The following is a 23,243-nucleotide window of genomic DNA, read 5'->3' as shown; positions in this document are numbered from 1 at the left end:
GGTCTCGGCGACCTCGGCGGAACTGTCGACGACGGTCATGGGGCACTCCGATCCTTGTGTGCGAGTGGCCTGTTACCGTGGCCGGGCTCGGGTCGAGGAGAGGGTCAGGCGGTTGCGTCCGAATTCGTGGGCGTCAGTTCGCTTTCCAGCGTGCGGACGATGCGGTCCAGCAGGGCGTCCAGGCGTTCCGGAATGCCGCGTCCGTTGCGGACGGAGACGGTCAGCTCGGTGCGTCCGCCGCATTCGGTCATGCCCATGAGCAGCGGCATGGCGACGCTGTGCTGCGGCATGACCTTGATGGCGGTGGGGGTGAAGCCGGGGATCGCGAGCGCGTCGAGGTCGTAGCGGCCCATGTGGGAGACGGTGGCGGAGGCCAGGTTCCGGCCGGTGCGTGAGCCGAGCAGGTTCAGCGTCCGCAGCAGCCCGCGCCCCGCCGCCTGCGGCAGGTATTTCAGGCCGCCGTTGTCCATCTGGTTGAGCTCGCGGTTCTCCTTCAGGCCCGCGCGCTTGATCTCGTTGAGCTGCTTCCAATCCATGCCCGGCCGCACGTCCAGGAACAGCGGCAGCGCGAGGTTCGCGGTGGACCGCAGTTCCGGGTCGTGGCGGCGGATGTCGACCGGGATCATGATGCGCGAGATCGGCCCGCCCTCCTCGGCGAGCAGCGAGGCCACCCGCATGAGCGCGCCCGGCCCGGTCGCGTGAATGGTGCGGGTGCGCAACAGGTGCCGGTGTTCGCCCGGGTCCTGCCGCCCGTGCCCGACCGCTGAGCGGAAGCGCGGCAGCATGAGCGTGGGCCGCCCCGGCGCGCCGACCTTGCGCACCAGTTCGGCGTCGGCGATCGGATCGGGCGCACCGACGGGTTCCTCACCGCGCAGCGCCCGCAGCACGTCGGTGGCCCACATGACCATGCCCATGCCGTCCATGACGCCGTGGAAGACCCGGAACACCAGGGTGGTGGGCGCGGCCGTGAGCAGCAGCACCTCCACGGTGGCGTCCGGGGTCGGCCCGATCGGGCTGGTGAGCACCGGATCCGCCTCCAGCGCCGGGTATTCCAGCGCGTGGTCCACCACCCGCACACTCGGCGCCACCCCGCTGTCCACCCACTGCTTGCCGTCGCGGACCAGCCGCGCACCCGGATTGGCGTCGGCGGCGGTGGCGACCGCGCGCCGCAGCGTCTCCGGATCGATGCTGCCCTGGCCCTCCACCACCAGCTGCATCAGGAACGGCGGCGCCAGATCCCGCATGGGGAAGTAGATGAGCTCGGTGGGGGAGATGGGACGGCGGAACATGTGTGTACCCCTGCCTAGATGTTCTCGGTCAATGCCACGATGCCGCCCTGGGTTTCGAGCCAGGCCAGGAACTCGGCCAGCCCGGTCTCGCGGTCGACGATCGGCTGGTAGCCGAAATCCCGGGTGGCGGCGGAGGTGTCGTAGGTGGCGGTGCGGGTCATCAGCGCCACCACGTACCGCGTCAGCGGCGGCGACCACCGGGTGGCGACGAACGGCAGGCGCCAGACGGTTTCGATGGCGGCCACCGCGGCGGTGAGCACCCGCGGATTCGGCTGCCGGGTCGGTTTCGCATAGCCGAGGCCGGTCGCCACCTCGCCGAGGAAGCCCCACACGTCGGTCTGCTCGGCGTCCGCGATGAAATACGCCTTGCCGCCGACCTGCTCGGAACGGGCCGCGAGGACGGCCGCCTCGGCGATGTTCTCCACATGGCACAGCGAGGCCAGCACCTGCTTGCCGTAGGACAGGTCCGGCAGCGTGCCCGCGGCCGCCCGCCCGAGCAGCCGCACGATCGGGCCGGACCGGTCGCCGGCGCCCCAGATGGCGCGGGGCCGCAGCGCGCAGGCCGTGAATTCGGCGGTGTTGGAAGCCAGCACGGCGCGTTCGGCCGCGGCCTTGGTCTCCGAGTACACGTTCAGATAGCGGATGGGGTACGGCACCGATTCGTCGATGTTCACCTGGTCGCCGCCGTCGCGGTCCATGAGCGCGCTGGGGCTGGAGATGAACACGAACCGCGAGGCCCCATTGCGCTTGGCGGCGCGCAGCAGATTCTCGGTGGCCGTGACGTTCTCGGCCACGAACTGCGCCCGGGTGCCGCGGTCGTCGACCCGCGCCGCGCTGTGGAACACCACGTCCACGCCCTTGGTGGCGCGTTCGAGCGACACCTGATCGGTGAGATCGCCGGTGATGATCTCGATCTCGTCGATGACCTCGTACAGGTCACGCAGATTGCTGGTGGGCCGGGCCAGGATGGCCACCTCGAAACCGCCGTCCCGGAGGAGGCGGCGCACGATCGCCCCGCCCAGGAACCCGGATGCCCCCGTCACCAGTGCTTTCATGCGGCCTCCTGCGTCTTCCACCACGTGATTCCGAAGATCTGGGTCATGGCCGCCGTCTTGACCGGCGAGTGCTCGGTGCCCGCGGTCGCCTTCAGTGCGGCCGGGATCTGGGCCGCGTGCACCACGATGCTGAGGAAGGCGTCGATCCAGAACACCGCACGCAGCAGCCGGTTGGCGGGGGCGCGATCGCCCGCCGCCAGCAGCAGCCCCAGGGCCAGGTAGAGCCATCCCAGTACCGGAATCGCCCGCAGCACAGTCACCTTCATCGTCCGTCGTCCTTTCCGAGCTGTTCCGCCGCCCAGACCGCGAGTTGTTCGCGCCCGATCTTGGCATTGTGTCGGATATCGACCGGGAACTTCGGATGGAACAGGAACGTGGAAACCGGTGCGGTGACATCGAATTCGCCGGCCCGCTGCCGCAGCAGCGCCGTCAGCGCCGCGGTGTCCGTGCCCGGCGCGGTCTCCACGCAGAGCACCGGCAGCTGCGCGCCGCGGGTGCCCACGCCGACCAGCGCGGTGCGGACCACCCCGGGCAGTATGTTGAAGACCTGCTCCACCTGCACGGAGAACATGGGTCCGGCGGCGGTGTGCACGCGCTGACTCTTGCGGCCGCAGAACCAGATCCGGCCCTCGCCGTCGATCCAGGCCAGGTCGCCGGTGCGATGCCACACCGTGTCGTCCTCGTGGATCTTGCCCGCCAGATTCGCCGACTCCGGCCAGTAGTACCGGGTGCTCACATTCGGTCCCGACACCACCAGCTCGCCGATGCCGCGGGTGGCGACCAGCTCGGCTTCGCGGGCCTCGGCCTGCGCCCAGGTCGGGATGGGATCGTCGGTGATGGCGACCAGCCGCGCCCGCACGCCCTCGGCGGGCCGCCCGACACAGGTGCCGTCGCCCAGGTGCGCGCGCTCGGCCAGACCGCCCAGCAGTTCCCGAGATTCGATGGTGGACATGGGCAGTGCCTCGGTGGAGCCGTACCCGGCGTACACCTCGGCGTCTTCGGCCAGCACCCGCCGCAGCCCGGCTATGCACCAGTCCGGGACGGGCGCGCCGCCGGAATAGATGCTGTGCAGGGTCGGCACCGGCGTCTTGTGCGTCTCCAGGTGCCGCAGCAGCGGAATCAGCACGGCCGGGGAGGCGAACATGGTCTTCACGCCGAAACGGTTGAGCGCGTCGACCACGTGCGCCGGATCGGTGGAGCCGACCTTGCTCGGCACCAGAGGCGGTAGCACGCACCGTGATCCGAGCAGCATGTCGAGAATGCCCACCAGCGGCAGGGTGATCAGCGAGGTGCCCGGTTCCACCCGGCCGCGCGCGGCGTGCACCTGCTCGACCATGGCGCTGAGATTGCCGTGCGTCATCTCCACGGCCTTGGCGGGCCCGGTGCTGCCGGTGGTGTAGGCGATGAGCAGCACCTCGTCCGCCGGCGCCGGCACCCGCTCGCGCAGGGTGAAGGCGTCGAACGGGGCCCGGTGCTCGCCGGCGGTCCGCCGCTCGGCGAGGGCGGCCCGCAGTTCCTCCAGCCGCGCCGCGACTTTGGCGCCGACCGGACCGGCCGCGCCGTCGGTGCGGAACCGGTTGCCGAGCCGGCCCGCGGTCACCGGCGCGCCCCAGCTGCGCAGGGTCGGGCCGCTCCAGAACCAGCGCGGGCCGACGGTGAGAGTCACCCGCACGTTCCGGAAATACTTGCCGAACAGCACTCGCGCCGCGTGCGCCTGCGGAATGCCGATGAACGCCTCGGCATTCGCGGCGCGCAGGCAGTTGAGCATCTTGCGCAGGCCCATGCCCGGATCGATGACCACCGGGATGGCGCCGATCTTCAACAGCCCCAGCATGATCGCGTACAGCTCCGGGCTGGGCAGCACCAGCACGATGGTGCGGGTACCGCGGCCCACGCCCGCCGCGGCCAGGTGCAGGCCGATGGTGTCGGACCACTCGTCGAGCTCACGGTAGGTGAGATGGCGGTAGTCCGGGAGGCCGGAGGCGGTCTTCCCCGCGGGGTAGATCACCGCCTCACGGTCCGGATCGGCGGCCACCACCGCTCGGAAGCGGTCGATGGCCTGCCAATAGGTCGCGGTGGTCACGCCGCGGCTCCAGCGAGGGCCGGGAGCCGGTAGACGACCGCGGCGGCCGAGGCGCCCGCACCGGCCGCCACGAACAGCACATCGCGGTAGCCCGCCAGCGAATCCGCCTGGGCGGCCGCGTGATACGCCAGGGTGAGCGCGGCCGTGTGCGGGTCACCGTCGGTCAGGCCCGGGGTGAACACCGCGTCCGCGGCGATGCCTAGTTCGGCGGCCAGGCGGGCCGGGAAGTCGGCGCTCGGGGTGGCGGCGATGAGGGCCGTGGTCGTCTCGTCGACCGCACTGTCCGACAGCGCGGCGCGCCCGGCCTCGGCGGCAGTGGCCAGCAGCCGGTCCAGGTAGTCGGGTTCGCGCTCGACCGTCATGATGCCGCGGCCGCGATCGCCCATGGTCTCGGTGTCCACGTAGGACTCCAGGCCCGGAGCGCCCGCGGCGGCGCGGGTGTGCACCCGGCCGAAGCCCTCGGGCTCGCCGGTCTGCTCCAGCAGCAGCGCCGCACCAGCGGTGGCGTAGGGGAATTCGTCGTCGGCGGCGGAGCGCGTCAGCGACGGGTGGGTGTCACCCGACACCACCAGCACGTGCTCGGCGCTGCCGGTGGCCAGCACCGCCTGCGCCACCTGCACGGCATTGAGCACGCCGGTGCCGGCGTTCATGAGGTCGAAGGAGAACGACCGCGGGTCCTCCTTCACGTAGTCGAGCCCGATGCCCGCGGCCTTCTGGATGAGGGCCGACACGGCCGGCTCGACGGTATTGTTGTCGCGGAAGATGCCCGCGTTGATCATGACCCCGACCTGCCCGGGCTCGATGCCCGCGCTCTCCATGGCCCGCCGCGCGGCCCGGCCGCTGAGCTCGACGATGCTGAAAGTGTCGGTGTCCCGGCTGATTCCGGTGGACTTGATGCGCACACCCATGGCAGTACCTCAGACCTTCAGCGACGAGATGGTGGTGGACAGGAAGCCGCCGACGACACCGGAGGCCGCCGGAATCATCAGAATCTTCGACCCGGCCGCCAGGTTCTGCTGGCTGAGCTGATCGTGCAGCACGATGAAATGCGAAGTGCTGGAGGTATTTCCGTACTTCTCGATGACATTCAGGTCCGGCGGCATGGGGTGGCCGAACTCGCGTTCGGCGATCGCGTTCATGAACGGAATCGCGGCCGCGCCGAACTGGTGGTGGATGATGTAGTCGAAACCCTCGTCGGCGAAGGTGATCCCGTTCGCCTCCATGAAGTTGCGCTGGGTGTCGGTCCACAGCAGGAACCGCGCCTCGTTGTGCATCTTCCGGTTGTCGGTGTAGAGCGCCACGCCATTGGACTTGTCGCTGGGCATGCCCAGGCACAGGTGCGAGAACTCCGAGGCGGTGGTGAGCTCGATGTAGTGGATCTTGTCGTTGTCGTCCACGGCCTCGTCGAGCACCACGGCCGCACCGGAATCGCCGACGGTCAGCGACGCGAATTGCAGATCGTATTTACTGGAAATCTCGTTCACGGCCGTTTCGGCAATAGGCGTAATGGCCTCGCCACTGACCACGATGCCGCGTTTCACCGCGCCACTGCGAATCATTCGGTCGAGAATGTAGACGCCACTCATCATGCCCGCGCAGGCATTCGAGAGATCGAAGGCGATGACATCCTCGCGAGCGCCGATGGCGCGGCCGATGGCACCGGCGAAGGACGGCTCCATGTACATCTTGGTGCCCTCCTTACTGCGCGTGATGGAGGTCGAGATGATGATGTCGAGATCGCCTGCGGCATAGGATGACCTGGAAAGACAGTCCTCGACGGCCTTCATGGCCAGGGCGAAGGAGTCCTCGAGCGTCTCCGGGCGGGTGTCGCGGAAACGGCGTTCCTTGACGCCCGTGATTCGTTCGAGATCGAACTCCGGGACCTCCTTCAATTGTGAGAGCAGTTCGGCTGTGGTAACACGCTTCTCGGGCAGATAGGCGCCGATGGACTCGAATCGAGATTGCGGCACAGGGGACTCCTGAAACTGGGAGGCTGAAACCTCGTGGAAGAGAGTGAAATGTGTGTTCGTCAAGCTCGGATGAACCGAGGCTACCCGAGGGTAACTAGCTTGGGGAACTGAAGCGTTCCGTTTGGCTGTCTGAGACGAAACGTGAACGTGCGCTTAGTGTTACGCGCGGTGCCGCAAAACTTCCGCACCCAGCCTGGCCGCCCGCAGCCTGGCTGAAGTGGGGGTTCGCCGAAAGCCGGGCGCTGTGGTCACCCACTGGCAACCGTCCGTTATATGTCATCGGTATGGCCCGAGGATGACGAACCCAGCTTCTCGCTGTGAGTGAGTTCACCCGGCCACGCCACACCCGCGCGCTCCGGTGCCCTCGATTCGAAAACTGTCTGGGCGGCAGCGTATTTCGCGACGTGCACGTGGCGATTCATGTCTGTGCGGGCAGGCCCAGCACCGCGACCACGAATTCCACGAACAGCGGTGCCAATTCGGGCACCCGGTGTGCCCCCTCCGCCACGATGACCCGGCGGGTGCGTTCGCCGATGGCGTCCGGAATCAGCGCGAACAGCTCGTCGGCGATGACCGGCAGGCTCGGATCGGTCGCGCGCGCCTGGGCGTAGAAGACCCGGTACAGATCCGCGAACCGATCCACCGACAGATCCCGCAGCGCCACCGACTGCTGATCCACCTTGAACGCCTCGACCAGCATCAGCCGCGCGAAATCCGGTTCGGAGGCCACGGTTTCGCAGAAGGTGACCACGATGGACTCGATGCGCTCGTACGCGCCGGCGTCGGTGGGCAGCTGCGCCAGCTCGTCGGCGATGCGGGTCGCGATGATGTCGGAGGCGGTGCGCACCGCCTCGATGAAGCAGTGCTCCTTGTTGCTGAAGTGCTCGTAGAAGGTGCTGCGCGAGACCCGGGCGCGCGCCACGATATCGGTGAGTGTGGTGGCGTGGTAGCCCCTGGCCTCGACACATTCCACCATGGCCTCGAGCAGCCGGCCGCGCTGTGAGGTGAGGACGGCGTCCCGGGCGGCGCGGTGCCGTTCGTCGAAGTTGGTGCGCTGCAACGTCCCCTGTGGTGCGCGAGCCGTCATGTGGACCTGCCTGTCGCGCATCCATTCCCTCTCTCACTGAACCGCGTTCACTTCAGATGGTCATTATCGGTGGGCGCCCGGATCGGGGGCGTCCCGGGATGGCGGTCGGGTGACCTCAGTCTCTGCCGTTCGCTACGGCCGCGGCAGCCGCAACACCGCGAAGGCGAAGGCACGCCGATCCGGAATCCATTGCGGCAGTTGGGAAATCCCTCCGCGCTCGATCGGCCGCCAGGTGCGCTCGGCAATGGCGTCGATCCGCCCGATGGCGATCGGGGTGCCCGTTCCGGCGCGACGAAAGATCATCTCTCGTGTCGTTGGGCCGCATATGCACATCGTTGCATCGGCGGATCGGCCGTCGCCATCCGCGTGGATATCTGCCCGGGTCCGGAGTCGCTGTCGTGTGCCGCGGTCCGTACGCTGGCTGGACCGGAAAACTGGATCCTCACCGGCTACTTCGATAGATATTTGGCTGAAGGATTGCTGGAGGGATAGGCGGACAGATGCTCGACGCGCTCACACCGATTCCGGAGCAGCCGCTGCTCGGAATGTACCTGCGGCACCGCCGGGAGAATCAGGGCCTCACGCAGGAGGAGACCGCTCGGCGGATGTTCGTCAGCGTCTCGCTCTACCGGAAGCTGGAGAGCGGGGAGCGCACGGTCTCGGCGGACCGGCTCGAGGACTGGTGTGCCGCCATGGACGTACCGATGTGGATGCTCGAGAAGGTGGTCTCGCTGGCCCTGCCCAGGGTGTCCACCTTCGCGCGCGGTACCTGGCCGCCCCAGCTGCGCCGAGAGGACCTCGACCATCTCGAGGCCCTGCCCTACCCGGCGTACTTCCACCGCTTCCCCGAATACGAGGTGCTCGCGGCCAATCGGGCTGCCGGCGGGGCGTTTCCCTGGCTGGCCCCCGCGGCGCCCGACGCCGACCGCCCGGTCAATGTCATCGAGCAGTTCCTGACCATCCCGGAAGCTCGCGAGTTGCTGGTCAACTGGGACACCATCGTGCACCGCCTGGTTTTCGGCCTGCGTGTTCTCTCACCCGGCGTAGTCGCCCCCGAGCGACTGACCCAGATCATCGAAACCTGCAGCGTCAACCCGGAATTCGCGCGCATGTGGAACACCCCGATGGAAGAAGACCTGTTCAATGACTCGCTCGTCCAGGTCCGCAACCCGGCCTCCGGCGAGATCATGAACCTGACCATGCGTTCCTACAATGCCTTTCACCCGCAGAACTGCTCCTACCAGCTGTTCATGCTCACGCCGCGGTCGCCCGGGACCGCCACCATCGACCCGTGCGCGGTCCACTGACCGGGCTCCGGCCACCGATGTCATCGTGCAGAGGATGGCCACCTCAGTCGCGCGGGAGGCGCTGATCAACGGGGAGCCGATCGTGCGGCGGCCGCCGTTCAGAGTAGGAGATCAGGTGTTCGAATCGTTCGATCCAGTTTCCGAGCAGCCGTTGGTCGGGATGTACAGCTGATCCGGCCCGCCGGTCAGCGCGGGTGCCCCAAATCGTGCTACCGCCCCAGGTTGACCAGCGCGGCAACCGGACCGGATGCTGGAACGGCGAGATCAGCCGCTGCCCGATCCGATTCCGTGGATCGGGCAGCGGCATGTTCGGCGCCTCATTCCCGTTCCGGCGATGGTGGAGTTCGGAGGGGAATCTCCACTCGCGGTCGGCGGGTGTGACTCGGTGCCCGCCCGCCGGAGGGCGGCGGGCGGCACCGGTTCTTACTTCGGTTCGACGTACTTCGGGAAGACCACGGCCGGTTCCGGCAGGGCGGTGCCCGGGCTGAGCGGGGTGGTGAGGTCCGCGAAGCTACGGTCGGTGACGCCGAGCAGGTCCAGGATCTTCCCGGCCGAGCCGGGGATGACCGGCTGGACCAGGATCGACACGATGCGCAGCACCTCCATGGTCACGTAGAGGATGGTGCCCTCGCGGGCGGTGTCCTCCGGGGTGCCGGCCTTGGCCAGGGTCCAGGGCGCCTGGGCGGAGAAGTAGCGGTTGGTCTCACCGAGGGTGAGCCACAGCTGCTCCAGACCCAGATGGATCTGCTGCTGGTCGAACTCGGCCCGGACCTTCTCCAGCAGGCCGCCCGCGCGCTCCAGCAGGGCCTTGTCGTCCTCGGTGAATTCGCCCGGGGTCGGGACTACGCCGCCGAAGTCGCGGGCCACCATCTTCAGGCAGCGCTGGGCCAGGTTGCCGTACTCGTTGGCCAGATCGGCATTGATGCGGCCGACGATGGCCTCGTGGCTGTAGGAGCCGTCCTGGCCGTAGGAGATCTCACGCAGCAGGAAGAAGCGCACGGCGTCCAGGCCGAAGGCGTCGACCAGGTCCATGGGATCGACCACATTGCCGACCGACTTGGACATCTTCTCGCCCTTGTAGTTGACGAAGCCGTGCACGAAAACCCGCTTCGGGAGCTCGATTCCGGCGCTCATCAGGAAGGCGGGCCAGTACACGGTGTGGAACCGCGAGATGTCCTTGCCGATGATGTGCAGGTCCGCGGGCCAATACCGCTGGAACGACGCCGAATCGGTGTCGGGGAAGCCCGCACCGGTCAGGTAGTTGGTGAGCGCGTCCACCCAGACGTACATGACGTGCTCGGGGTGACCCGGCACCGGCACACCCCAGTCGAAGGTGGTGCGGGAGATGGACAGATCCTTCAGGCCCGACTTCACATACGAGACGATCTCGTTGCGCCGGGTCGCGGGCGCGATGAATTCCGGCTGGGTCTCGTACAGTTCGAGCAGCTTGTCCTGATAGTTGGACAGGCGGAAGAAGTAGTTCGACTCCTCGGTCCACTCCACCGGGGTCTTGGTGTCGGTGGAGATGCGGGTGCCGTCCTCGAGGAGGGTGGTCTCCTCCTCGGTGTAGAACGCCTCGTCGCGCACCGAGTACCAGCCGGCGTAGGTGTCGAGGTAGATGTCCCCGGCCGCGACCATGCGCTCCCAGATCGCGACCGACGCGGCCAGGTGGTCCTCGTCGGTGGTGCGGATGAAGCGGTCGAAGGAGATGTCGAGCGCCTTGTCCATGTTCTCGAAGACGTCGGAGTTCCGCGAGGCGTACTCCTGCTCCGCGAGACCGGCGGCCTTGGCGGCCTGCTGCACCTTCTGGCCGTGCTCGTCGGTGCCGGTCATGTAGAACACATCGAAGCCGTCCAGCCGTTTGAACCGGGCCAGGGCATCGGACGAGATGTACTCGTAGGCGTGCCCGATGTGCGGTGCGCCGTTCGGGTACGCGATGGCCGTGGTGATGTAAAAGGCGGGGCGATCGGATGCGCTCATGGTGTGTCTACTCTATCTGCGTGTCCTACGTCGCTCGCGTGAATATCCCCGTGGCAGGTGCCGCCCATCTTTCTTTCGGGGGATGGGCATGACAAGTCGCCGACCTGCACCCGAGCCGCCCGAGCCGCTGTCGCCGCTGATCGACGCGCACACCCACATCGACGCCTGCGGGGCCACCGATCCGGAATCGGTTGCGGCCCTGGTGGACCGGGCCCGCGCGGTGGGCGTGCGGGAGCTGGTGACGGTCGCCGACGATCTGGAGGCCGCGCGCTTCGCGGTCCGCGCCGCGCATTGGGACGATCGCGTGTACGCGGCCGTCGCACTGCACCCGACACGCGCCAACCACCTCGACGACGCCGCCAAGGCCGAGCTAGAGCAGCTGGCCGCCGATCCGCGGGTGGTCGCGGTGGGGGAGACCGGGCTGGACTACTACTGGCCGGGCAAGCTGGACGGCTGCGCCGAGATCGAGGATCAGGTCGAGGGCTTCCGCTGGCACATCGACCTGGCCAAACGGCTGGGCAAGCCGCTCATGATCCACAACCGGGAGGCCGATCACGACCTGCTGGCGGTGCTACTGGACGAGGGCGCGCCGGAAACCGTGATCTTCCACTGCTTCTCCTCCGACTCGAACATGGCGATGGCCTGTGTGGAGGAGGGCTATGTGCTCAGTTTCTCGGGCACGGTCAGTTTCAAGAACGCGCACGAATTGCGCGAGGCCGCGAAACTCGTTCCGGACGAACTGATTCTGGTCGAAACGGACGCGCCGTTCCTGACGCCGCATCCATTCCGGGGTGCGCAGAACGAGTCGTACATGTTGCCGTACACCCTGCGCGCGCTGGCCGAACTGCGCGAACAGGATCCGGTGCAGCTGGCCAAGATCACCACCGCCAATGCCCGCCGGGTCTACGGAATCTGAGCTACTGTTCCGCCTCTCCGGGACTCTGGCGCCCGGCTCGGATGCCGTGGCCGGTCGCACACGTGTGCCGGCGGTCGGGCGGCGAACCGATTTCGGGCGTACCCGACGAGTTACCCCGAACGTCATGAAATCAGTTGTCGCTGCCGCGGATCGAACATCGAGATCGATCCGCCATGTGTGGCGTGGCTCACTGGGATCTGCCCTGATTGTGATTTACCTGCGGTTCGATATCGGGTCGTAATTTTCGTACCCGCAGTTCCGCTGGGAGTGGTTGTCAATCCCTGGCCCTCTCGTTATCGTACTGTGACCATGCCGGGATTTCCGATGCACGCATTGACGAAGATCAACTCGTCGCGTTCCCCGATGCTGTACGGGGCTATCGCGGCGATGCTCGTCACGCTCATCTTCGGTGCCGGCATTGCCATCATGAGCAAGAAGCAGATCACCTTCGTCATCGATGGCAAGCAGTTCGCCGAATCCACCATGCGCGGGGATGTCCGCGGCGCGCTCAAGGACGCCGGGTACGCGATCACCAACCGTGATGACGTATCCCCTTCCGCCGGAGCGCATATCAGCGACGGATCCACCATCACGCTGAACCGGGCCCGTGAGGTCTCGCTCATCGTCGACGGCACGCCCTCCAAGGCGTGGACCACCGCGCTCACCGTGGCCGAAGCGGTCACCAAGCTCAACCTGCCCGGTGACGTCTTCACCTCGCCCGCGCGCCCGACCCCGCTGCCGCTCGAGGGCGCGCAACTGCTCATCACCAATCCGCGCACGGTCGAACTCAGTGACAATGGCGCGCCCGCGTCGCTGGTCCGCCTCGCAGCCCCGACCATCGGGGAATTGCTCCAGGCGCAGGGCCGCCCGCTGGTCGATCAGGACTCCGTGGAACCGGTCGCGAGCACCCCGCTCACCGACGGCATGAAGATCACCGTCACCCGCAAGATCGTGGAGAACCGCACCGAGCGGGTGCCGCTGGATCCGCCGGAGAACATCATCGAGGATCAGACGCTCAATATGAGCCGCACGATCGTCGAGAATCCGGGCGTACCCGGTACGCAGGACGTGATTTTCGCGGTCTCCATCGTGAACGGCCATGAGGCGGGCAAGGATCCGATCAAGTCCACCGTGATCGTGCCCGCGCAGCCCAAGACCGTGCGCAAGGGCGCCAAGCCCGGCACCGAGGTCCCGGACGTGCAGAACGGCACCACCTGGGATGCCCTGGCCACATGCGAATCCGGCGGCAACTGGGCCATCAATACGGGCAACGGCTTCTTCGGCGGCATCCAGTTCGACCAGAACACCTGGGAACGCCAGGGCGGCACCCGCTACGCCCCGCGCGCCGACCTCGCGACCCGCGAGGAACAGATCGCCATCGCCGAAGTGACGCGCGCCCGCCAGGGTTGGGGCGCGTGGCCGGCCTGCACCTCGCGGCTCGGCATCGGTTAGAAGGGCTGTCCCGACAGCGTGGACAGTAGCTGGAACGGCATGCTGAGGAACATCAACCCGACATAGAGCGGGTAGCGGATCGGATCACCGTTGAGGTAGCCCTCGGTCAGCCAGCTCATCAGGTCTGCGGAGCCCATGTCGCATCTCCCTTGCGTAGGTGGTTACTGCCACCGGGCCTGTCGGCAACGCGAGTCCTGTTGTTACCGAACGGAAGTATCGGCCGCCCGGGTCATCGGCGCCCGACGCGAACGCGCAGGGTCATCGGAAAGTGGATTCGAGGTAGTCGACGAGGTCGGGGATGGTGGCCGGGCGGCGGGCGAAGCCCAGATAGCCGTCGGGACGGATGACGAAGGCCGATCCGTGGCCCGCGCGGTAGGCCCGGACGAATTCGCCTGCGGTGTCGCGGATCAGCGGGAGAGTGGTCGCGGCCGCGCCGACCCGGGGTGCGGCGATCAGGTAGGCGTCCAGGTGGCCGTGGGCCGTGGCGGTCGCGGTGACGGCCAGCTGTTCCAGGTCGCGCAGGTCGTGTTCGGTGGTGGTGTCGTCCGCGTAGAGCAGCAGGGTGTGGGCGGCGCCGTCGATGAGGGGCAGCAGCCGGAAGTCGAAGGCGACGGCGTCGCGGGTCAGGCCGCGGGTGTCGGGGGCGCGGGCGCCCGCCAGCGGGGCGGGCTCACCGGGCGGGGACGGCGCGACGATCGGGCTGCCGGTGTAGTCGATGAGGAGCTGGGCCTCCCGGCGCAGGACGTAGCCGGGGTCGGTGGAGTCCGCCCCGATACCCTCGCGGGCGCTGCGGACCGTGCGGCCGACGACCTCCTCGCCCACCGGGCGGCGTTCGGCGTCGTAGGAGTCGAGCAGGGTCGGGGAGGCGTCGCCGGTGAGCGCGAGGGCCAGCTTCCAGGCCAGGTTGTGCGCGTCCTGGATGCCGGTGTTCATGCCCTGGGCGCCGGTGGGCGGGTGGATGTGGGCGGCATCGCCCGTCACGAAAACCCTTCCGCGGCTGTAGGAATCGACAATACGGTGGCTGATCCGGAAGACCGCGGACCAGCGCAGGTTCGACACCTGCGCCGGCTCGGGGGCGAGGCGGTCGACGACCGCTTGCAGATCGGACAGGTCGGGAGTCCACCCGGTGGTGAAGCCGTGCTCGACGCCGTCGTCGCCGGTCGCCTGGACGGGTGTCCGGCCGTCGGGGAGGAGCATGGAGATCCGGTACCGGTGCCGGCCGGGGAGCGGGATGCAGACCAGCAGATCATCGGTGACGCCGTCGGTCTGGTGGCTCGCGCGGATGTTGTAGCCGCGCGGCATCGACCAGCTCAGTTCCACGTCCCCGAGCATGTAGTGCTCGGTGAAGGCCGCGCCCTCGAAGGAGAGACCCAGCGCCTTGCGGATCGTGCTGTGCGCGCCGTCGCAGCCGACGAGATAGCTTGCCCGCGTGGTCTTCTCACTCGTTTCGCTCGCGAGTGTCACGGTGACCCCGTCGACGTCCTGCTCGAAAGCCGCGACCCGCGTACCGCGCTCGACGGCGCCGCCCAGCGTGGCGAGCCGGTCCCGCAGAATCCGCTCGGTCTCGTACTGCGGCAGGCCGACGAATCCGAACGGCACATCCGGCGGCAGCGTCAGCTCGATGCGCGGGCCCGGCTCGCCATTGACGAAGGCCAGCTGCCCGCGCAGTTGGATCGCCGCGTCCAGGATCCGGCGCAGCACCCCCATCTGCTCGAACACTTCCAGCGCACGCGGTTGGATGCCAACGGCTTTCGCGTACTGCGGGGGTTCCAGCAGCGGGTCGACGATCCGGCACGGCACGCCGCGGCGGCGCAGTTCGATCGCTGCGGTCAGGCCGACGGGTCCGGCGCCGGCGATGAATACCGCGGTGTCGTCCATGGGGTCGAACCTGTCGGTGATTCGGACGCCGCGGGGGTATTCGTGGCCGAATTGGGTTGTGCCGGATCGTGTCCGGGCACCGCATCGGCGCCGTAGAAGGTGGGCAGCATGCCCTTCACCAGTACCAGCGCCGACCCTTCGCCGGAGGGGACGGCCGCCAGGTTGGTGGCGACCACGATGGTGAGGCCGGAGTCCGGGTCCGACGCCATGTAGGTCATGTAGCCCGGGATCTGGCCGTCGTGCCCGAACTGATGCTCACCGAATCGCACGATGCCCAGGCCGTACCCGGCCATGGCCGGATTCGCCGGATCGATCGGCTGGATACTGTCCATCCGCATGTTCTGGAACTTGGTGTCGAGCAGCTTGCCGTCGATGAGCGCCTCCGCATACGTGGTCATATCGTCGACCGTCGAGATCGCCGCACCCGCGGTCCAGGTCCACGACGGGCTGGAGGTCGTCTGGTTGCCCGGTTTCAGCGTGCCCGCCAGCGCCGCGGCCCGCTGATCCGGCGGCAGTGCGAAGGTGTCGATGGTGGAGACCATGGTGCCGAAGGCGTAGCCCTGCGGATGCGGATCCGGCATCGAGGAGTCCGCCGGCGCTGGGAACGACGTGTGCTTCAACCCGAGCGGTTCGAAGATGCGCTGCCGGAAGTTGTCGGCCACAGGCATATTCGTGACCTTCTCGATGACCAGCCCCAGCAGGATGGTGTTGGTGTTGCAGTACTCGAACTTCTCGCCCGGCTGGAAATCGACCGGGTGCGCGAACGCGATGGCCAGCAATTCCTCCGGGGTCCACACCTGCTGCGGATCCTTGTCGATCGCGGCGCTGAAGTCGTAGTCGAAGGTGTAGTTGTAGAGGCCGCTGCGCATTTCGGCGAGCTGGGCGAGGGTGATGCGGTCCCCGTTCGGCACGCCCGGCCAGTACTTGCCGATCGGATCGTCGAGGGAGAGCTTGCCCTCCTGGGCGAGCTGCATGAGGACCGTCACCGTCATGGTCTTGGTATTGCTGCCGATCCGGAAGTGGTCGTCCACCGTCATCGGATCGTCCTTGCCGATGGTCCCGGTCCCGAAGGTGGCGGTCCAGTCACCGTCCTTGGGCGATTTGACCACCACCACCGCTCCCGGAATGGCGTTGTCCTTCATCAGTTCGGTGATGATGGGCCGCAACGTCGCGGCGTATCCGGGCTCCTTGGACCCCGTATCGTTCGACGACCCGCACCCTGCCGCGACCGTCAATGCCACAGCTGCGATGAGCACGCCGAAACTCCGCCGGTATCCCATAACTCTCCGTCCGGGTCCGCTGGAACGTGGTTATGAAGCTGCTGAAGCGCTTGTCAGCCTAACTCCGTACCAACCGGTCGCGAATGGAAATGGGCGGTGTCGCTACATCAGTGCGCCACCATCGACGCGGAGCTCGGTGCCGGTCATGTAGCGGCCGTCATCGGAGGCGGCCATGGCGACGACACCCGCGATGTCCTCGGGCTTGCCGAGCGCGCCGCCCTCGATCCACCCGGGCAGCCGCGCCATGAGCGTCCAGTCGGCGTCGGCGGGCAGTTCCAGGCCGGAGGTGATGCCGGTGCTGATGCCGCCGGGCACGATATTGACCGCCCGCAGGCCCTTTTTCACGTATTCCAGGGCGATGGAGTGGGTGAGCGCGTTGACGCCCGCCTTCGACGCGGAGTACGCGGCCATGTAGGGATTGGACCCGAAGGCCGAGGTGGAGGAGAAGTTCACGATCACGCCGTGCCCGGATTCGATGAGCGCGGGCAGCGCGGCCTGGATCATGAGGAAAGTGCCGGTCAGGTTGACCGAGATGACCCGGTTCCAGTCCTCGAGGGGCATGTCGCGGGTGTGCGCGGCGCGCAGGATGCCCGCGGCGTTCACCAGAACGTCCAGGCCGCCGAGGAATTCGAGGGCCTCGGCGGTGACGGCGCGCACCGCCGCCGGGTCGGAGATGTCGAGGGTGAGGGTGCGCAGGCGCTCGCGTTGATCGGCGGGGACGGCGTCGACGGTGGCGGCCAGTCCGGCCTCGTTCACATCGGCGGCGACCAGGTGGGCTCCCTCTTCGAGCAGTCGCAGGGCTACGCCCTGTCCGATGCCCGATCCAGCTCCGGTGACAATTACTCGGCGGCCTTCGTATCTGCGCGACATGGCGAGAAATTAGAACAAGTTTCAAGGCGCGTCAATGGGTTGTGCGACTGCCCGTGGGTAGCTGGTTGCCAGAATGTTCTCATACTGGTCCTCCGTTCAAATCGATAAACTCGTGCCCCGAACAGGAATGGTCATCGGGTCGGGACTGATGGAGGATTCATGCGGTCGGTTGGTTGGCGTACACGGATTTTCACCGCGGCTATTGCGTCTGCGGGCACGGTGCTGGCCCTGCCGGGAACCGCTGCCCACGCCGAAACGACCGGCACCGCCTTCGCCACCACCGCGCTACCGGACGGCTTCCGTGGCCTGCCGAACGGCACCATCATCGACTACTGGACCACCCGCTCCAATGGCGAACCGGTGAAAGCCAGTGGCGCGCTGTTCGTTCCGTCCGGTCCCGCGCCCGCGGGCGGCTGGCCGATCATGGCCTACGACCACGGCACCTCCGGGATGGGACCGGGCTGCGGCGGGCAGACCGACACCTCGAAAGTGAGCCGGGCCAAGGAAGACCAGGTGCTGCAGTACTTCGTGAACAAGGGCTTTGCCGTGGTCGCGCCGGACTACCTGGGCCTGGGCCGCTTCGACACCGGCCCGCACCCGTACCTGGAGATCAGCACCGAGGCCGGCGCCACCATCGACCTGGTCCAGGCGGCCCGCGCCACGAATCCGGCGCTCTCGCGCACCTGGGCGGTGACCGGCGTCTCGCAGGGCGGTCAGGCGGCGCTGGGCACCGCGCACCTGCAGGTGTCGCAGACCCCAGACCTCGACTTCCGCGGCGCCATCGCGGTCGACCCGGAATCGGATCTGGAGAAGATCGCCCCGTTCGTCGGCCCCTGGGCGCCGGAGATCCCCGGTCAGGCCGGGACCGCGGTCAACGGGTTCGTGGTCAGTATGCTGGCCGGGCTGCGCGCCACCCACCCCGAGGTCGATGTCGACAGCTACCTCACCCCGCGCGGCAAGCAGGCCGTGGACGCCTCGGAGAGTGTGTGCTTCGCGGACATCATGAAGGTGGTCGACGGCATGGGCATCGGCGACATGCTGTCGCGGCCGCTCGACACCCCGGAATTCCGGGCCGCCATGACCGAGTACATGGCGGTGCCGGTCAACGGCTACAACGCGCCGATCCTGCTGTTGCTCAACACCAATGACACCACCGTGCCGTCTCCGCTGCACGCGGCGCTGGCCGCCCAGCTCGCCGCCACCGGCGCGGACTTCCAGACGGTGATCGGCACCGGCACCCACACCCAGTTGAACCCGCAGATGTGGAATGCCATCGGCGCGTTCAGCGATCGGATCCTGGCCACGCCCGCCGTGCCGTGACCACGGTCGCGTGATCCCTTCGGGGGCTCGGGGTGAAAAACCCGGGCCCCCGACGACTTACTGCGGGAACCAGCTGAAATCGGGTTCGCAGGCGACGTCCTGCTCCGGGCGGACACCGGTGGCGAGGTAGGTGTTCACGATATTGTTCAGGCACGGACTCAGGCCCGGCCGGAACGCGCCGTGAATCCTGGTGTCCGCCAGCGTCACCAGGCGTGACTCGGTCAGATCTGCGTGCAGCGCAAGCCCTTCCGAGTATGCGGTGCGGGTGTCGTGGACATTGGCCAGGATCAGCACCGGCGTCGCATTGTGGATCTCGGTGGGCGGTTCCACCGGGTCCGGCCAGAAGGCGCAGGCGGTGATGTTGTTGGCGAACGCGCCGAACACCGGCTGCGTCGGCCGCGCGGCCTCGACATTGCCGTAGTACCAGGCGGGATCGCGCGGCGCGGCCTTGTCACCGCACAAGATGGCGGCCATGGCGGCGGCTTCCAGCGGCACCACGGAGACGATCTTGGCCTTCAGCGCGTCCATGTCGATGGGGCCGCCCGCCACGCCCGACGCCACCATGGTGAGCACGTCGGCGAGGTTGGGGTTCAGCTGTGGGCTCGGCAGCAGCGCCAGCAGCATCATGGGAATGGTGTGTTCGTCGACCAGGTAGCCGCTGCCGTAGATCTCGTGACCCGCGGATCGCCGGATGAGGTCCTCGACCCAGGCGCGTACCGCCTCCGGGGTGCTGCCGAAGTGGTACTGATCGTCGTGGCGGGCCGCCCATTTCGCCCAGTCGTCGAGGGCGTACTCGTTGATCGCGCCCATGTCCTGGTAGAGCCCGACGTAGTAGCGGTCCGGGTCGACGGCGCTGTCGAAGACCATGCGGTCGGCGTGGTCGCCGAACATCTGGGTGTAGACCGCGCCCAGGTAGGTGCCGTAGGACGCGCCGAAATAGTTGAGCTTCTTCTCGCCGAGGAGGCTTCGGATGAGGTCCATGTCGCGCGCGGTATTGCGAGTCGTGATCTTGCGGGCCTTCTCCGGGTCGGTGCCCACGCACGCGGTGGCCAGCGCCGCGGCCACGGCGGTGTCGCGGGCATAGCCGAACACGTCGAATCCGGCGGAGAAGAGCATGGTGGGAACCGGAATCGTGCAATTGACCGCGTCGGAGCGGCCGATGCCGCGCGGGTCCATGCCGATCAGGTCGTACTGCGCGCGTACGTCCGCGGTCATGGCCTTCTGGGTGTTCACCGTCATCGCCAGGCCGGCGCCGCCCGGACCGCCCGGATTGGTGACCAGGATGCCGCGACGGCGCGCCGGGTCGGTGGCGGCGATGCGCGAGATCGCGACGGTGAGCGTGCGACCGTCCGGATTGTTGTAGTCGAGCGGTACCAGGACGCCCGCGCACCGCGCACCGGCGGCGTCGAGGGCCGCGTTGTCGCACGGCTTCCACTCCAGTGTCTGGTGGTAGAAACGGTCCAGTCCCGGGGCCGCGTCCGCATTCGCCGGTCCCGCGGGCAGCGTGACCGCCGCGGTCAGCAGCGTCGCGCCCAGGACGAGCCGTCGAATCCGCCGAGCGGGCATGCACTCTCCTTCACGATTGTGTTCCCAACGGGCGACGCTACTCGGATACCTGGTGAAAGACCGTGCGACATGGCGGATTTGGTCCGACGCGCGCGGCCGCCACGCTCGGACGGGCAAGTTTGCAAACGCATAGCTAACTTCAGTGTTAGACTCCGCGCGCCATCGCCCTCGCGGTGTGACCGGGTGCCGGGTGATGCACGCAGCTTGATAGGTTTTCCAGAATGTCCGAACCCGAAGTCGCCGGTCGTGGAAAAGCCGCCCTGCTGGGCCCCGCCGAAGTGCGTGAGCTGGCCGAGCGTTTCGGCGTCCGTCCGACCAAGCAGCTCGGGCAGAACTTCGTCCACGACGCCAACACCATGCGCCGCATCGTGGCCACCGCGGGTGTCCACCGCGACGACACCGTGCTCGAGGTCGGTCCCGGCCTGGGCTCGCTGACCCTGGCGCTGCTGGACGTGGTCGACCGGGTCATCGCCGTCGAGATCGATCCGACCCTCGCGGCCCACCTGCCGGAGACCGCCGCTGCCCGCGCCCCCGAGCTCGCCGATCGGCTGACCGTCGTCCCCGAGGACGCCATGAAGGTCACCCGCGCCGACCTGCCCGCCGCGCCGACCGCGCTGGTGGCCAACCTGCCCTACAACGTGGCCGTGCCGGTGCTGCTGCACCTGCTGGCCGAATTCCCCAGCATCCGAACCACTCTCGTCATGGTGCAGCTGGAAGTGGCCGACCGCCTCGCCGCCACCCCCGGCGGCCGCATCTACGGCGTGCCCAGCGTCAAGGCGGGCTTCTTCGGGACGGTCCGCCGCGCCGGAACCGTTGGCCGCCAGATCTTCTGGCCCGTACCCCAGGTCGAATCGGGACTGGTCCGCATCGACCGCTTCCCCGAATCCCCGTGGCCCCAGGACGAATCCTTCCGCCGGCGCGTCTACGCCGTCATCGACGCCGCCTTCGCCCAGCGCCGCAAGACCCTCCGCGCCGCCCTCGCGGGTTGGGCCGGTTCCGCCGCCGAAGCCGAAAAGCGCCTCACCGCAGCCGGAATCGCGCCCACCGCCCGCGGTGAAACCCTCGACACGGCCGCCTACGTCCGCCTCGCCCAGCAGGCATGAGCCGGAGACTCGGGTGATCAGTAGGGGGCGGTGATCTCGCGCAGCGCGGTCAGGGCTTCGCGGAGATTGCACGTGCGTCGCGGCCCGAGATGGGCGGCGCGGTTGAGCGCCTTTCCGTCACATGCCCGTGTGTGACCGCGCCGGCCGAAGCGGTCGACGCGGTCACCCGAAGATCAACGTGCGGGATTCTTCGCGGTTTGCCGGCAGTGCGCGGTTATGGCACCCGGTCTGTCCGGGTGGGCTGGGTCGTGATCAGATCGGTGCGGGGACGTCGATGGTCAGCTGGGATGGGCTGGGGTTCGTGCTCACCTGGGCGGAAACCTGGCCCGAGCCTTCGAGGGTGAAGAAGGCGGCGTGCCAGCCGTAATGGCTGTCGTACTCGGTGGTTTTCGTCTCGGTCCTGCTCGTGCCGTTGTCCAGGTTCTGCATGGTGACCGTGGTGGAGATTTCGCAGCTTCCGGGCGATGCCAGCAACGAGTCGAGGGTATTGGTGTCGGGGGTGAAGTTCACCATCACCGTGGCCGAGCTGTCGACGGAGGTCGAGGGCTCATCGCTCGTTTGACCCTGATTGGCCGAGAGCTGGGCTTCGACCGTGCCCGAGCACCCCGGCGTGGAACCGGTGACCTGAGCCGAATCGAAATTCAGGGGGTCCGCAGTTGCTGGACCTGCCGGTACCAAGAATGCCAACACCGGCAGGATCGGTACTGCCGCGATCTTCAGTGCGCCTCGCTTCATGACTCTCGTCCTTCCTCACGCATACCGCGGGGATAAGGCAACTGGTCGGCAAACCGCCACTCCACGCTACTCGTCGATCGCGGCATTGCCGACTGTCGGGCCTTCCGGCCTCACACTGGGGTCATGGAGATCACGTCGGCTGTAGGGGCGGTTCTCGGGGCCTTCGGGCTGTCGGGGGCGGCGGGTTTGAATGCTTGGCTGCCGCTGCTGGTGGTGGGGGTCGCGGATCGGGTCGGGTGGATCGATCTGGGGAGCTCGTACGGGTGGTTGTCGTCGACTCCCGCGTTGATCGGTATCGCGGTGCTGCTCGTGCTCGATCTCGTGGGGGACAAGATCCCGGCCTTGGATTCGGTGTTGCACGGCATCGGGACGCTCGTGGCTCCGGTGTCGGGGGCGATTCTGTTCACGGCCGAGACCAGTCTGTCCTCGCATCTGCCGCCCGCGGTCGCCGCCGTCCTGGGCGCCGTCACCGCGGGGAGCGTGCATGCCGGTCGGACGGTGGCTCGGCCATTGGTCACGGGAACGACTGCGGGCGTGGGGAATCCAGTGGTCTCCACCGCCGAGGACGGAGTCTCGCTGGCTCTCACGATTCTGGCGCTGGTGGTACCGCTGGTCGCCTTCATCGTGCTGCTGATCGTGCTGATCGGGCTGGGCCGGTTGGCATTCCGGGCGGTTCGACGGCTGCGCGGCAGGCGCGGCTCGAGCAAGCTCGAGTCGCGCTAGGCGGCGGGTCAGGCCGAGATGGACAGGCCCTGGAGCAAGGTGGTGGGGCCGGAGCCGTCGCTGTCGCTGCGGGTGGTGATGGTGAGCTGGACCAGGTACTGGCCGTTGTGGGACTCGACGATGATGTAGCGGTTGTAGGCCCAGAGGGTGAGCTGCTCGACGTTGTAGGTGCCGGTGATGCCGGCGGACGGCCAGCCCTCGAAGTCGGTGGTGTCGGTTTCGAGGTCCTGCCAGCCGGGGAGTCGGCGGGCGTCGTCGAAGGCGTGGGTGAGCAGTTCGCGGGCATCGACGGGCGGGGTGAAGGTGGCGACCAGCACGACGGCGTTGTCGGCCCAGCCGTTCACAGGGGTCTGGGTCCAGACACCGTAGGAGCCGGGGAACATGCTCGGCGGAACCTGCTGCCAGCCTTCGGGAATGCCGACGGCGACCTTGGGGGCGCCGGGAGCCGCGGGGTCGACCGGGGCGGCCTCGATCTGGGCGGCGGCCAGGTATTCGGCGATGGTGGTCAACGGGGCTCCTCGCGAGGGGACGGCGGTGGTCACCCGCCATTCAACACGATGCGAAAGGGCCGCCCGGATCCGGTGATCGGGGCGGCCCTGTCGGTATCGCGGGACGAACGATCGGTGTCC

22 protein-coding genes are annotated in these 23,243 nt (G+C 67.9%); 6 read left to right on the top strand and 16 right to left on the bottom strand.

Translation table 11 applies throughout. From position 1 onward, the window contains the following. Window positions 1-104: 104 nt before the first annotated feature. The 8 genes from ACQP1O_RS38260 to ACQP1O_RS38225 form a co-directional block, all read right to left on the bottom strand. A complete protein-coding gene (locus ACQP1O_RS38260; RefSeq protein WP_433563186.1) occupies window positions 105-1,289 on the bottom strand; it encodes a peptide synthetase in 1,185 nt (394 codons plus the stop codon). Window positions 1,290-1,303: 14 nt separating this feature from the next. Next, entirely contained in the window at window positions 1,304-2,344 is a 1,041-nt protein-coding gene (locus tag ACQP1O_RS38255) for an SDR family NAD(P)-dependent oxidoreductase (RefSeq protein WP_433563185.1), read from the bottom strand. After that, window positions 2,341-2,610 carry a hypothetical protein gene (locus tag ACQP1O_RS38250; protein ID WP_364622935.1) on the bottom strand — a complete coding sequence of 90 codons (270 nt, stop codon included), beginning with the start codon at window positions 2,608-2,610 and terminating at the stop codon, window positions 2,341-2,343. The genes ACQP1O_RS38255 and ACQP1O_RS38250 overlap by 4 nt, the downstream gene beginning before the upstream one ends. Continuing rightward, window positions 2,607-4,427, bottom strand: coding sequence for a fatty acid CoA ligase family protein (locus ACQP1O_RS38245; protein ID WP_433563184.1), 1,821 nt, complete (start codon window positions 4,425-4,427; stop codon window positions 2,607-2,609). The genes ACQP1O_RS38250 and ACQP1O_RS38245 overlap by 4 nt, the downstream gene beginning before the upstream one ends. Next, on the bottom strand, window positions 4,424-5,335 hold the full coding sequence (locus ACQP1O_RS38240; RefSeq protein ID WP_433563183.1) for a hypothetical protein: 912 nt from the start codon (window positions 5,333-5,335) through the stop codon (window positions 4,424-4,426). The genes ACQP1O_RS38245 and ACQP1O_RS38240 overlap by 4 nt, the downstream gene beginning before the upstream one ends. Window positions 5,336-5,344: 9 nt before the next feature. Next, entirely contained in the window at window positions 5,345-6,397 is a 1,053-nt protein-coding gene (locus ACQP1O_RS38235; RefSeq protein ID WP_354836108.1) for a 3-oxoacyl-ACP synthase III family protein, read from the bottom strand. Between the two features lie 418 nt (window positions 6,398-6,815). After that, window positions 6,816-7,505, bottom strand: a complete 690-nt coding sequence (locus ACQP1O_RS38230) for a TetR/AcrR family transcriptional regulator (protein ID WP_433563182.1) — start codon at window positions 7,503-7,505, stop codon at window positions 6,816-6,818. Between the two features lie 111 nt (window positions 7,506-7,616). Next, window positions 7,617-7,787, bottom strand: coding sequence for a hypothetical protein (locus ACQP1O_RS38225; protein WP_433563181.1), 171 nt, complete (start codon window positions 7,785-7,787; stop codon window positions 7,617-7,619). Window positions 7,788-7,984: 197 nt separating this feature from the next. On the opposite strand from ACQP1O_RS38225, the gene ACQP1O_RS38220 reads away from it, so the two are divergent. After that, window positions 7,985-8,791, top strand: coding sequence for a helix-turn-helix domain-containing protein (locus tag ACQP1O_RS38220; protein ID WP_433563180.1), 807 nt, complete (start codon window positions 7,985-7,987; stop codon window positions 8,789-8,791). A gap of 423 nt (window positions 8,792-9,214) precedes the next feature. On the opposite strand, the gene metG is transcribed toward ACQP1O_RS38220, so the two are convergent. After that, window positions 9,215-10,771, bottom strand: a complete 1,557-nt coding sequence (gene metG, locus ACQP1O_RS38215; protein WP_433563179.1) for a methionine--tRNA ligase — start codon at window positions 10,769-10,771, stop codon at window positions 9,215-9,217. 88 nt (window positions 10,772-10,859) lie between these two features. Between metG and ACQP1O_RS38210 the strand changes: the two genes are divergently transcribed. Beyond that, entirely contained in the window at window positions 10,860-11,687 is an 828-nt protein-coding gene (locus ACQP1O_RS38210; protein WP_433563178.1) for a TatD family hydrolase, read from the top strand. A 324-nt stretch (window positions 11,688-12,011) separates the two neighbouring features. After that, on the top strand, window positions 12,012-13,139 hold the full coding sequence (locus ACQP1O_RS38205; protein ID WP_433563177.1) for a transglycosylase family protein: 1,128 nt from the start codon (window positions 12,012-12,014) through the stop codon (window positions 13,137-13,139). On the opposite strand, the gene ACQP1O_RS38200 is transcribed toward ACQP1O_RS38205, so the two are convergent. From ACQP1O_RS38200 to ACQP1O_RS38185, 4 genes are all read right to left on the bottom strand, one after another. Continuing rightward, window positions 13,136-13,276, bottom strand: a complete 141-nt coding sequence (locus ACQP1O_RS38200) for a hypothetical protein (RefSeq protein WP_433563176.1) — start codon at window positions 13,274-13,276, stop codon at window positions 13,136-13,138. The genes ACQP1O_RS38205 and ACQP1O_RS38200 overlap by 4 nt on opposite strands. Before the next feature lie 121 nt (window positions 13,277-13,397). Further along, window positions 13,398-15,017 (bottom strand): FAD-dependent monooxygenase, encoded by a 1,620-nt coding sequence (locus ACQP1O_RS38195; protein WP_433563175.1) that lies wholly within the window; start codon window positions 15,015-15,017, stop codon window positions 13,398-13,400. Beyond that, window positions 14,969-16,273: a serine hydrolase domain-containing protein gene (locus ACQP1O_RS38190; RefSeq protein ID WP_433563174.1), complete on the bottom strand. Its 1,305-nt coding sequence runs from the start codon at window positions 16,271-16,273 to the stop codon at window positions 14,969-14,971. The genes ACQP1O_RS38195 and ACQP1O_RS38190 overlap by 49 nt, the downstream gene beginning before the upstream one ends. 126 nt (window positions 16,274-16,399) lie before the next feature. Beyond that, window positions 16,400-17,167: an SDR family NAD(P)-dependent oxidoreductase gene (locus ACQP1O_RS38185; RefSeq protein WP_433563173.1), complete on the bottom strand. Its 768-nt coding sequence runs from the start codon at window positions 17,165-17,167 to the stop codon at window positions 16,400-16,402. A 159-nt stretch (window positions 17,168-17,326) separates the two neighbouring features. On the opposite strand from ACQP1O_RS38185, the gene ACQP1O_RS38180 reads away from it, so the two are divergent. Further along, window positions 17,327-18,487: an alpha/beta hydrolase family protein gene (locus tag ACQP1O_RS38180; RefSeq protein ID WP_433563172.1), complete on the top strand. Its 1,161-nt coding sequence runs from the start codon at window positions 17,327-17,329 to the stop codon at window positions 18,485-18,487. Window positions 18,488-18,544: 57 nt separating this feature from the next. Here the strand turns inward: ACQP1O_RS38180 and ACQP1O_RS38175 are convergent, their stop codons facing one another. Beyond that, a complete protein-coding gene (locus ACQP1O_RS38175) occupies window positions 18,545-20,053 on the bottom strand; it encodes an alpha/beta fold hydrolase (protein ID WP_433563171.1) in 1,509 nt (502 codons plus the stop codon). 221 nt (window positions 20,054-20,274) lie between these two features. Here ACQP1O_RS38175 and rsmA point away from each other — a divergent pair, with 221 nt between their 5' ends. Beyond that, window positions 20,275-21,156: a 16S rRNA (adenine(1518)-N(6)/adenine(1519)-N(6))-dimethyltransferase RsmA gene (gene rsmA, locus ACQP1O_RS38170; protein ID WP_433563170.1), complete on the top strand. Its 882-nt coding sequence runs from the start codon at window positions 20,275-20,277 to the stop codon at window positions 21,154-21,156. Between the two features lie 252 nt (window positions 21,157-21,408). On the opposite strand, the gene ACQP1O_RS38165 is transcribed toward rsmA, so the two are convergent. Further along, complete coding sequence (locus ACQP1O_RS38165) at window positions 21,409-21,891, bottom strand: hypothetical protein (protein WP_433563169.1); 483 nt, start codon at window positions 21,889-21,891, stop codon at window positions 21,409-21,411. Window positions 21,892-22,014: 123 nt separating this feature from the next. Between ACQP1O_RS38165 and ACQP1O_RS38160 the strand changes: the two genes are divergently transcribed. After that, on the top strand, window positions 22,015-22,614 hold the full coding sequence (locus tag ACQP1O_RS38160) for a DUF4126 domain-containing protein (RefSeq protein ID WP_433563168.1): 600 nt from the start codon (window positions 22,015-22,017) through the stop codon (window positions 22,612-22,614). An 8-nt stretch (window positions 22,615-22,622) separates the two neighbouring features. On the opposite strand, the gene ACQP1O_RS38155 is transcribed toward ACQP1O_RS38160, so the two are convergent. Next, the gene (locus ACQP1O_RS38155) at window positions 22,623-23,123 is read right to left on the bottom strand and encodes an LpqN/LpqT family lipoprotein (protein ID WP_433563167.1); all 501 of its coding nucleotides are present in this window, start codon (window positions 23,121-23,123) and stop codon (window positions 22,623-22,625) included. Window positions 23,124-23,243 lie beyond the last annotated feature (120 nt).

Origin of the sequence: Nocardia sp. CA-151230 (assembly GCF_050942175.1) — a bacterium.
In the GTDB taxonomy this organism is placed as follows: Bacteria; Actinomycetota; Actinomycetes; order Mycobacteriales; family Mycobacteriaceae; genus Nocardia.
This window is presented reverse-complemented; position numbering and strand designations above follow the sequence as displayed.

What these genes read in the sequence shown, in the direction of transcription:
- ACQP1O_RS38210 (WP_433563178.1), top strand. Translation starts at nt 10,860, where the DNA reads ATGACAAGTCGCCGACCTGCACCCGAGCCGCCCGAGCCGCTGTCGCCG.
- ACQP1O_RS38160 (WP_433563168.1), top strand. Translation starts at nt 22,015, where the DNA reads ATGGAGATCACGTCGGCTGTAGGGGCGGTTCTCGGGGCCTTCGGGCTG.
- ACQP1O_RS38240 (WP_433563183.1), bottom strand. Translation starts at nt 5,335, where the DNA reads ATGGGTGTGCGCATCAAGTCCACCGGAATCAGCCGGGACACCGACACT.
- ACQP1O_RS38205 (WP_433563177.1), top strand. Translation starts at nt 12,012, where the DNA reads ATGCACGCATTGACGAAGATCAACTCGTCGCGTTCCCCGATGCTGTAC.
- ACQP1O_RS38250 (WP_364622935.1), bottom strand. Translation starts at nt 2,610, where the DNA reads ATGAAGGTGACTGTGCTGCGGGCGATTCCGGTACTGGGATGGCTCTAC.
- ACQP1O_RS38175 (WP_433563171.1), bottom strand. Translation starts at nt 20,053, where the DNA reads ATGCCCGCTCGGCGGATTCGACGGCTCGTCCTGGGCGCGACGCTGCTG.
- ACQP1O_RS38185 (WP_433563173.1), bottom strand. Translation starts at nt 17,167, where the DNA reads ATGTCGCGCAGATACGAAGGCCGCCGAGTAATTGTCACCGGAGCTGGA.
- ACQP1O_RS38225 (WP_433563181.1), bottom strand. Translation starts at nt 7,787, where the DNA reads ATGATCTTTCGTCGCGCCGGAACGGGCACCCCGATCGCCATCGGGCGG.
- metG (WP_433563179.1), bottom strand. Translation starts at nt 10,771, where the DNA reads ATGAGCGCATCCGATCGCCCCGCCTTTTACATCACCACGGCCATCGCG.
- ACQP1O_RS38165 (WP_433563169.1), bottom strand. Translation starts at nt 21,891, where the DNA reads ATGAAGCGAGGCGCACTGAAGATCGCGGCAGTACCGATCCTGCCGGTG.
- ACQP1O_RS38230 (WP_433563182.1), bottom strand. Translation starts at nt 7,505, where the DNA reads ATGCGCGACAGGCAGGTCCACATGACGGCTCGCGCACCACAGGGGACG.
- ACQP1O_RS38255 (WP_433563185.1), bottom strand. Translation starts at nt 2,344, where the DNA reads ATGAAAGCACTGGTGACGGGGGCATCCGGGTTCCTGGGCGGGGCGATC.
- ACQP1O_RS38260 (WP_433563186.1), bottom strand. Translation starts at nt 1,289, where the DNA reads ATGTTCCGCCGTCCCATCTCCCCCACCGAGCTCATCTACTTCCCCATG.
- rsmA (WP_433563170.1), top strand. Translation starts at nt 20,275, where the DNA reads ATGTCCGAACCCGAAGTCGCCGGTCGTGGAAAAGCCGCCCTGCTGGGC.
- ACQP1O_RS38200 (WP_433563176.1), bottom strand. Translation starts at nt 13,276, where the DNA reads ATGGGCTCCGCAGACCTGATGAGCTGGCTGACCGAGGGCTACCTCAAC.
- ACQP1O_RS38180 (WP_433563172.1), top strand. Translation starts at nt 17,327, where the DNA reads ATGCGGTCGGTTGGTTGGCGTACACGGATTTTCACCGCGGCTATTGCG.
- ACQP1O_RS38195 (WP_433563175.1), bottom strand. Translation starts at nt 15,017, where the DNA reads ATGGACGACACCGCGGTATTCATCGCCGGCGCCGGACCCGTCGGCCTG.
- ACQP1O_RS38220 (WP_433563180.1), top strand. Translation starts at nt 7,985, where the DNA reads ATGCTCGACGCGCTCACACCGATTCCGGAGCAGCCGCTGCTCGGAATG.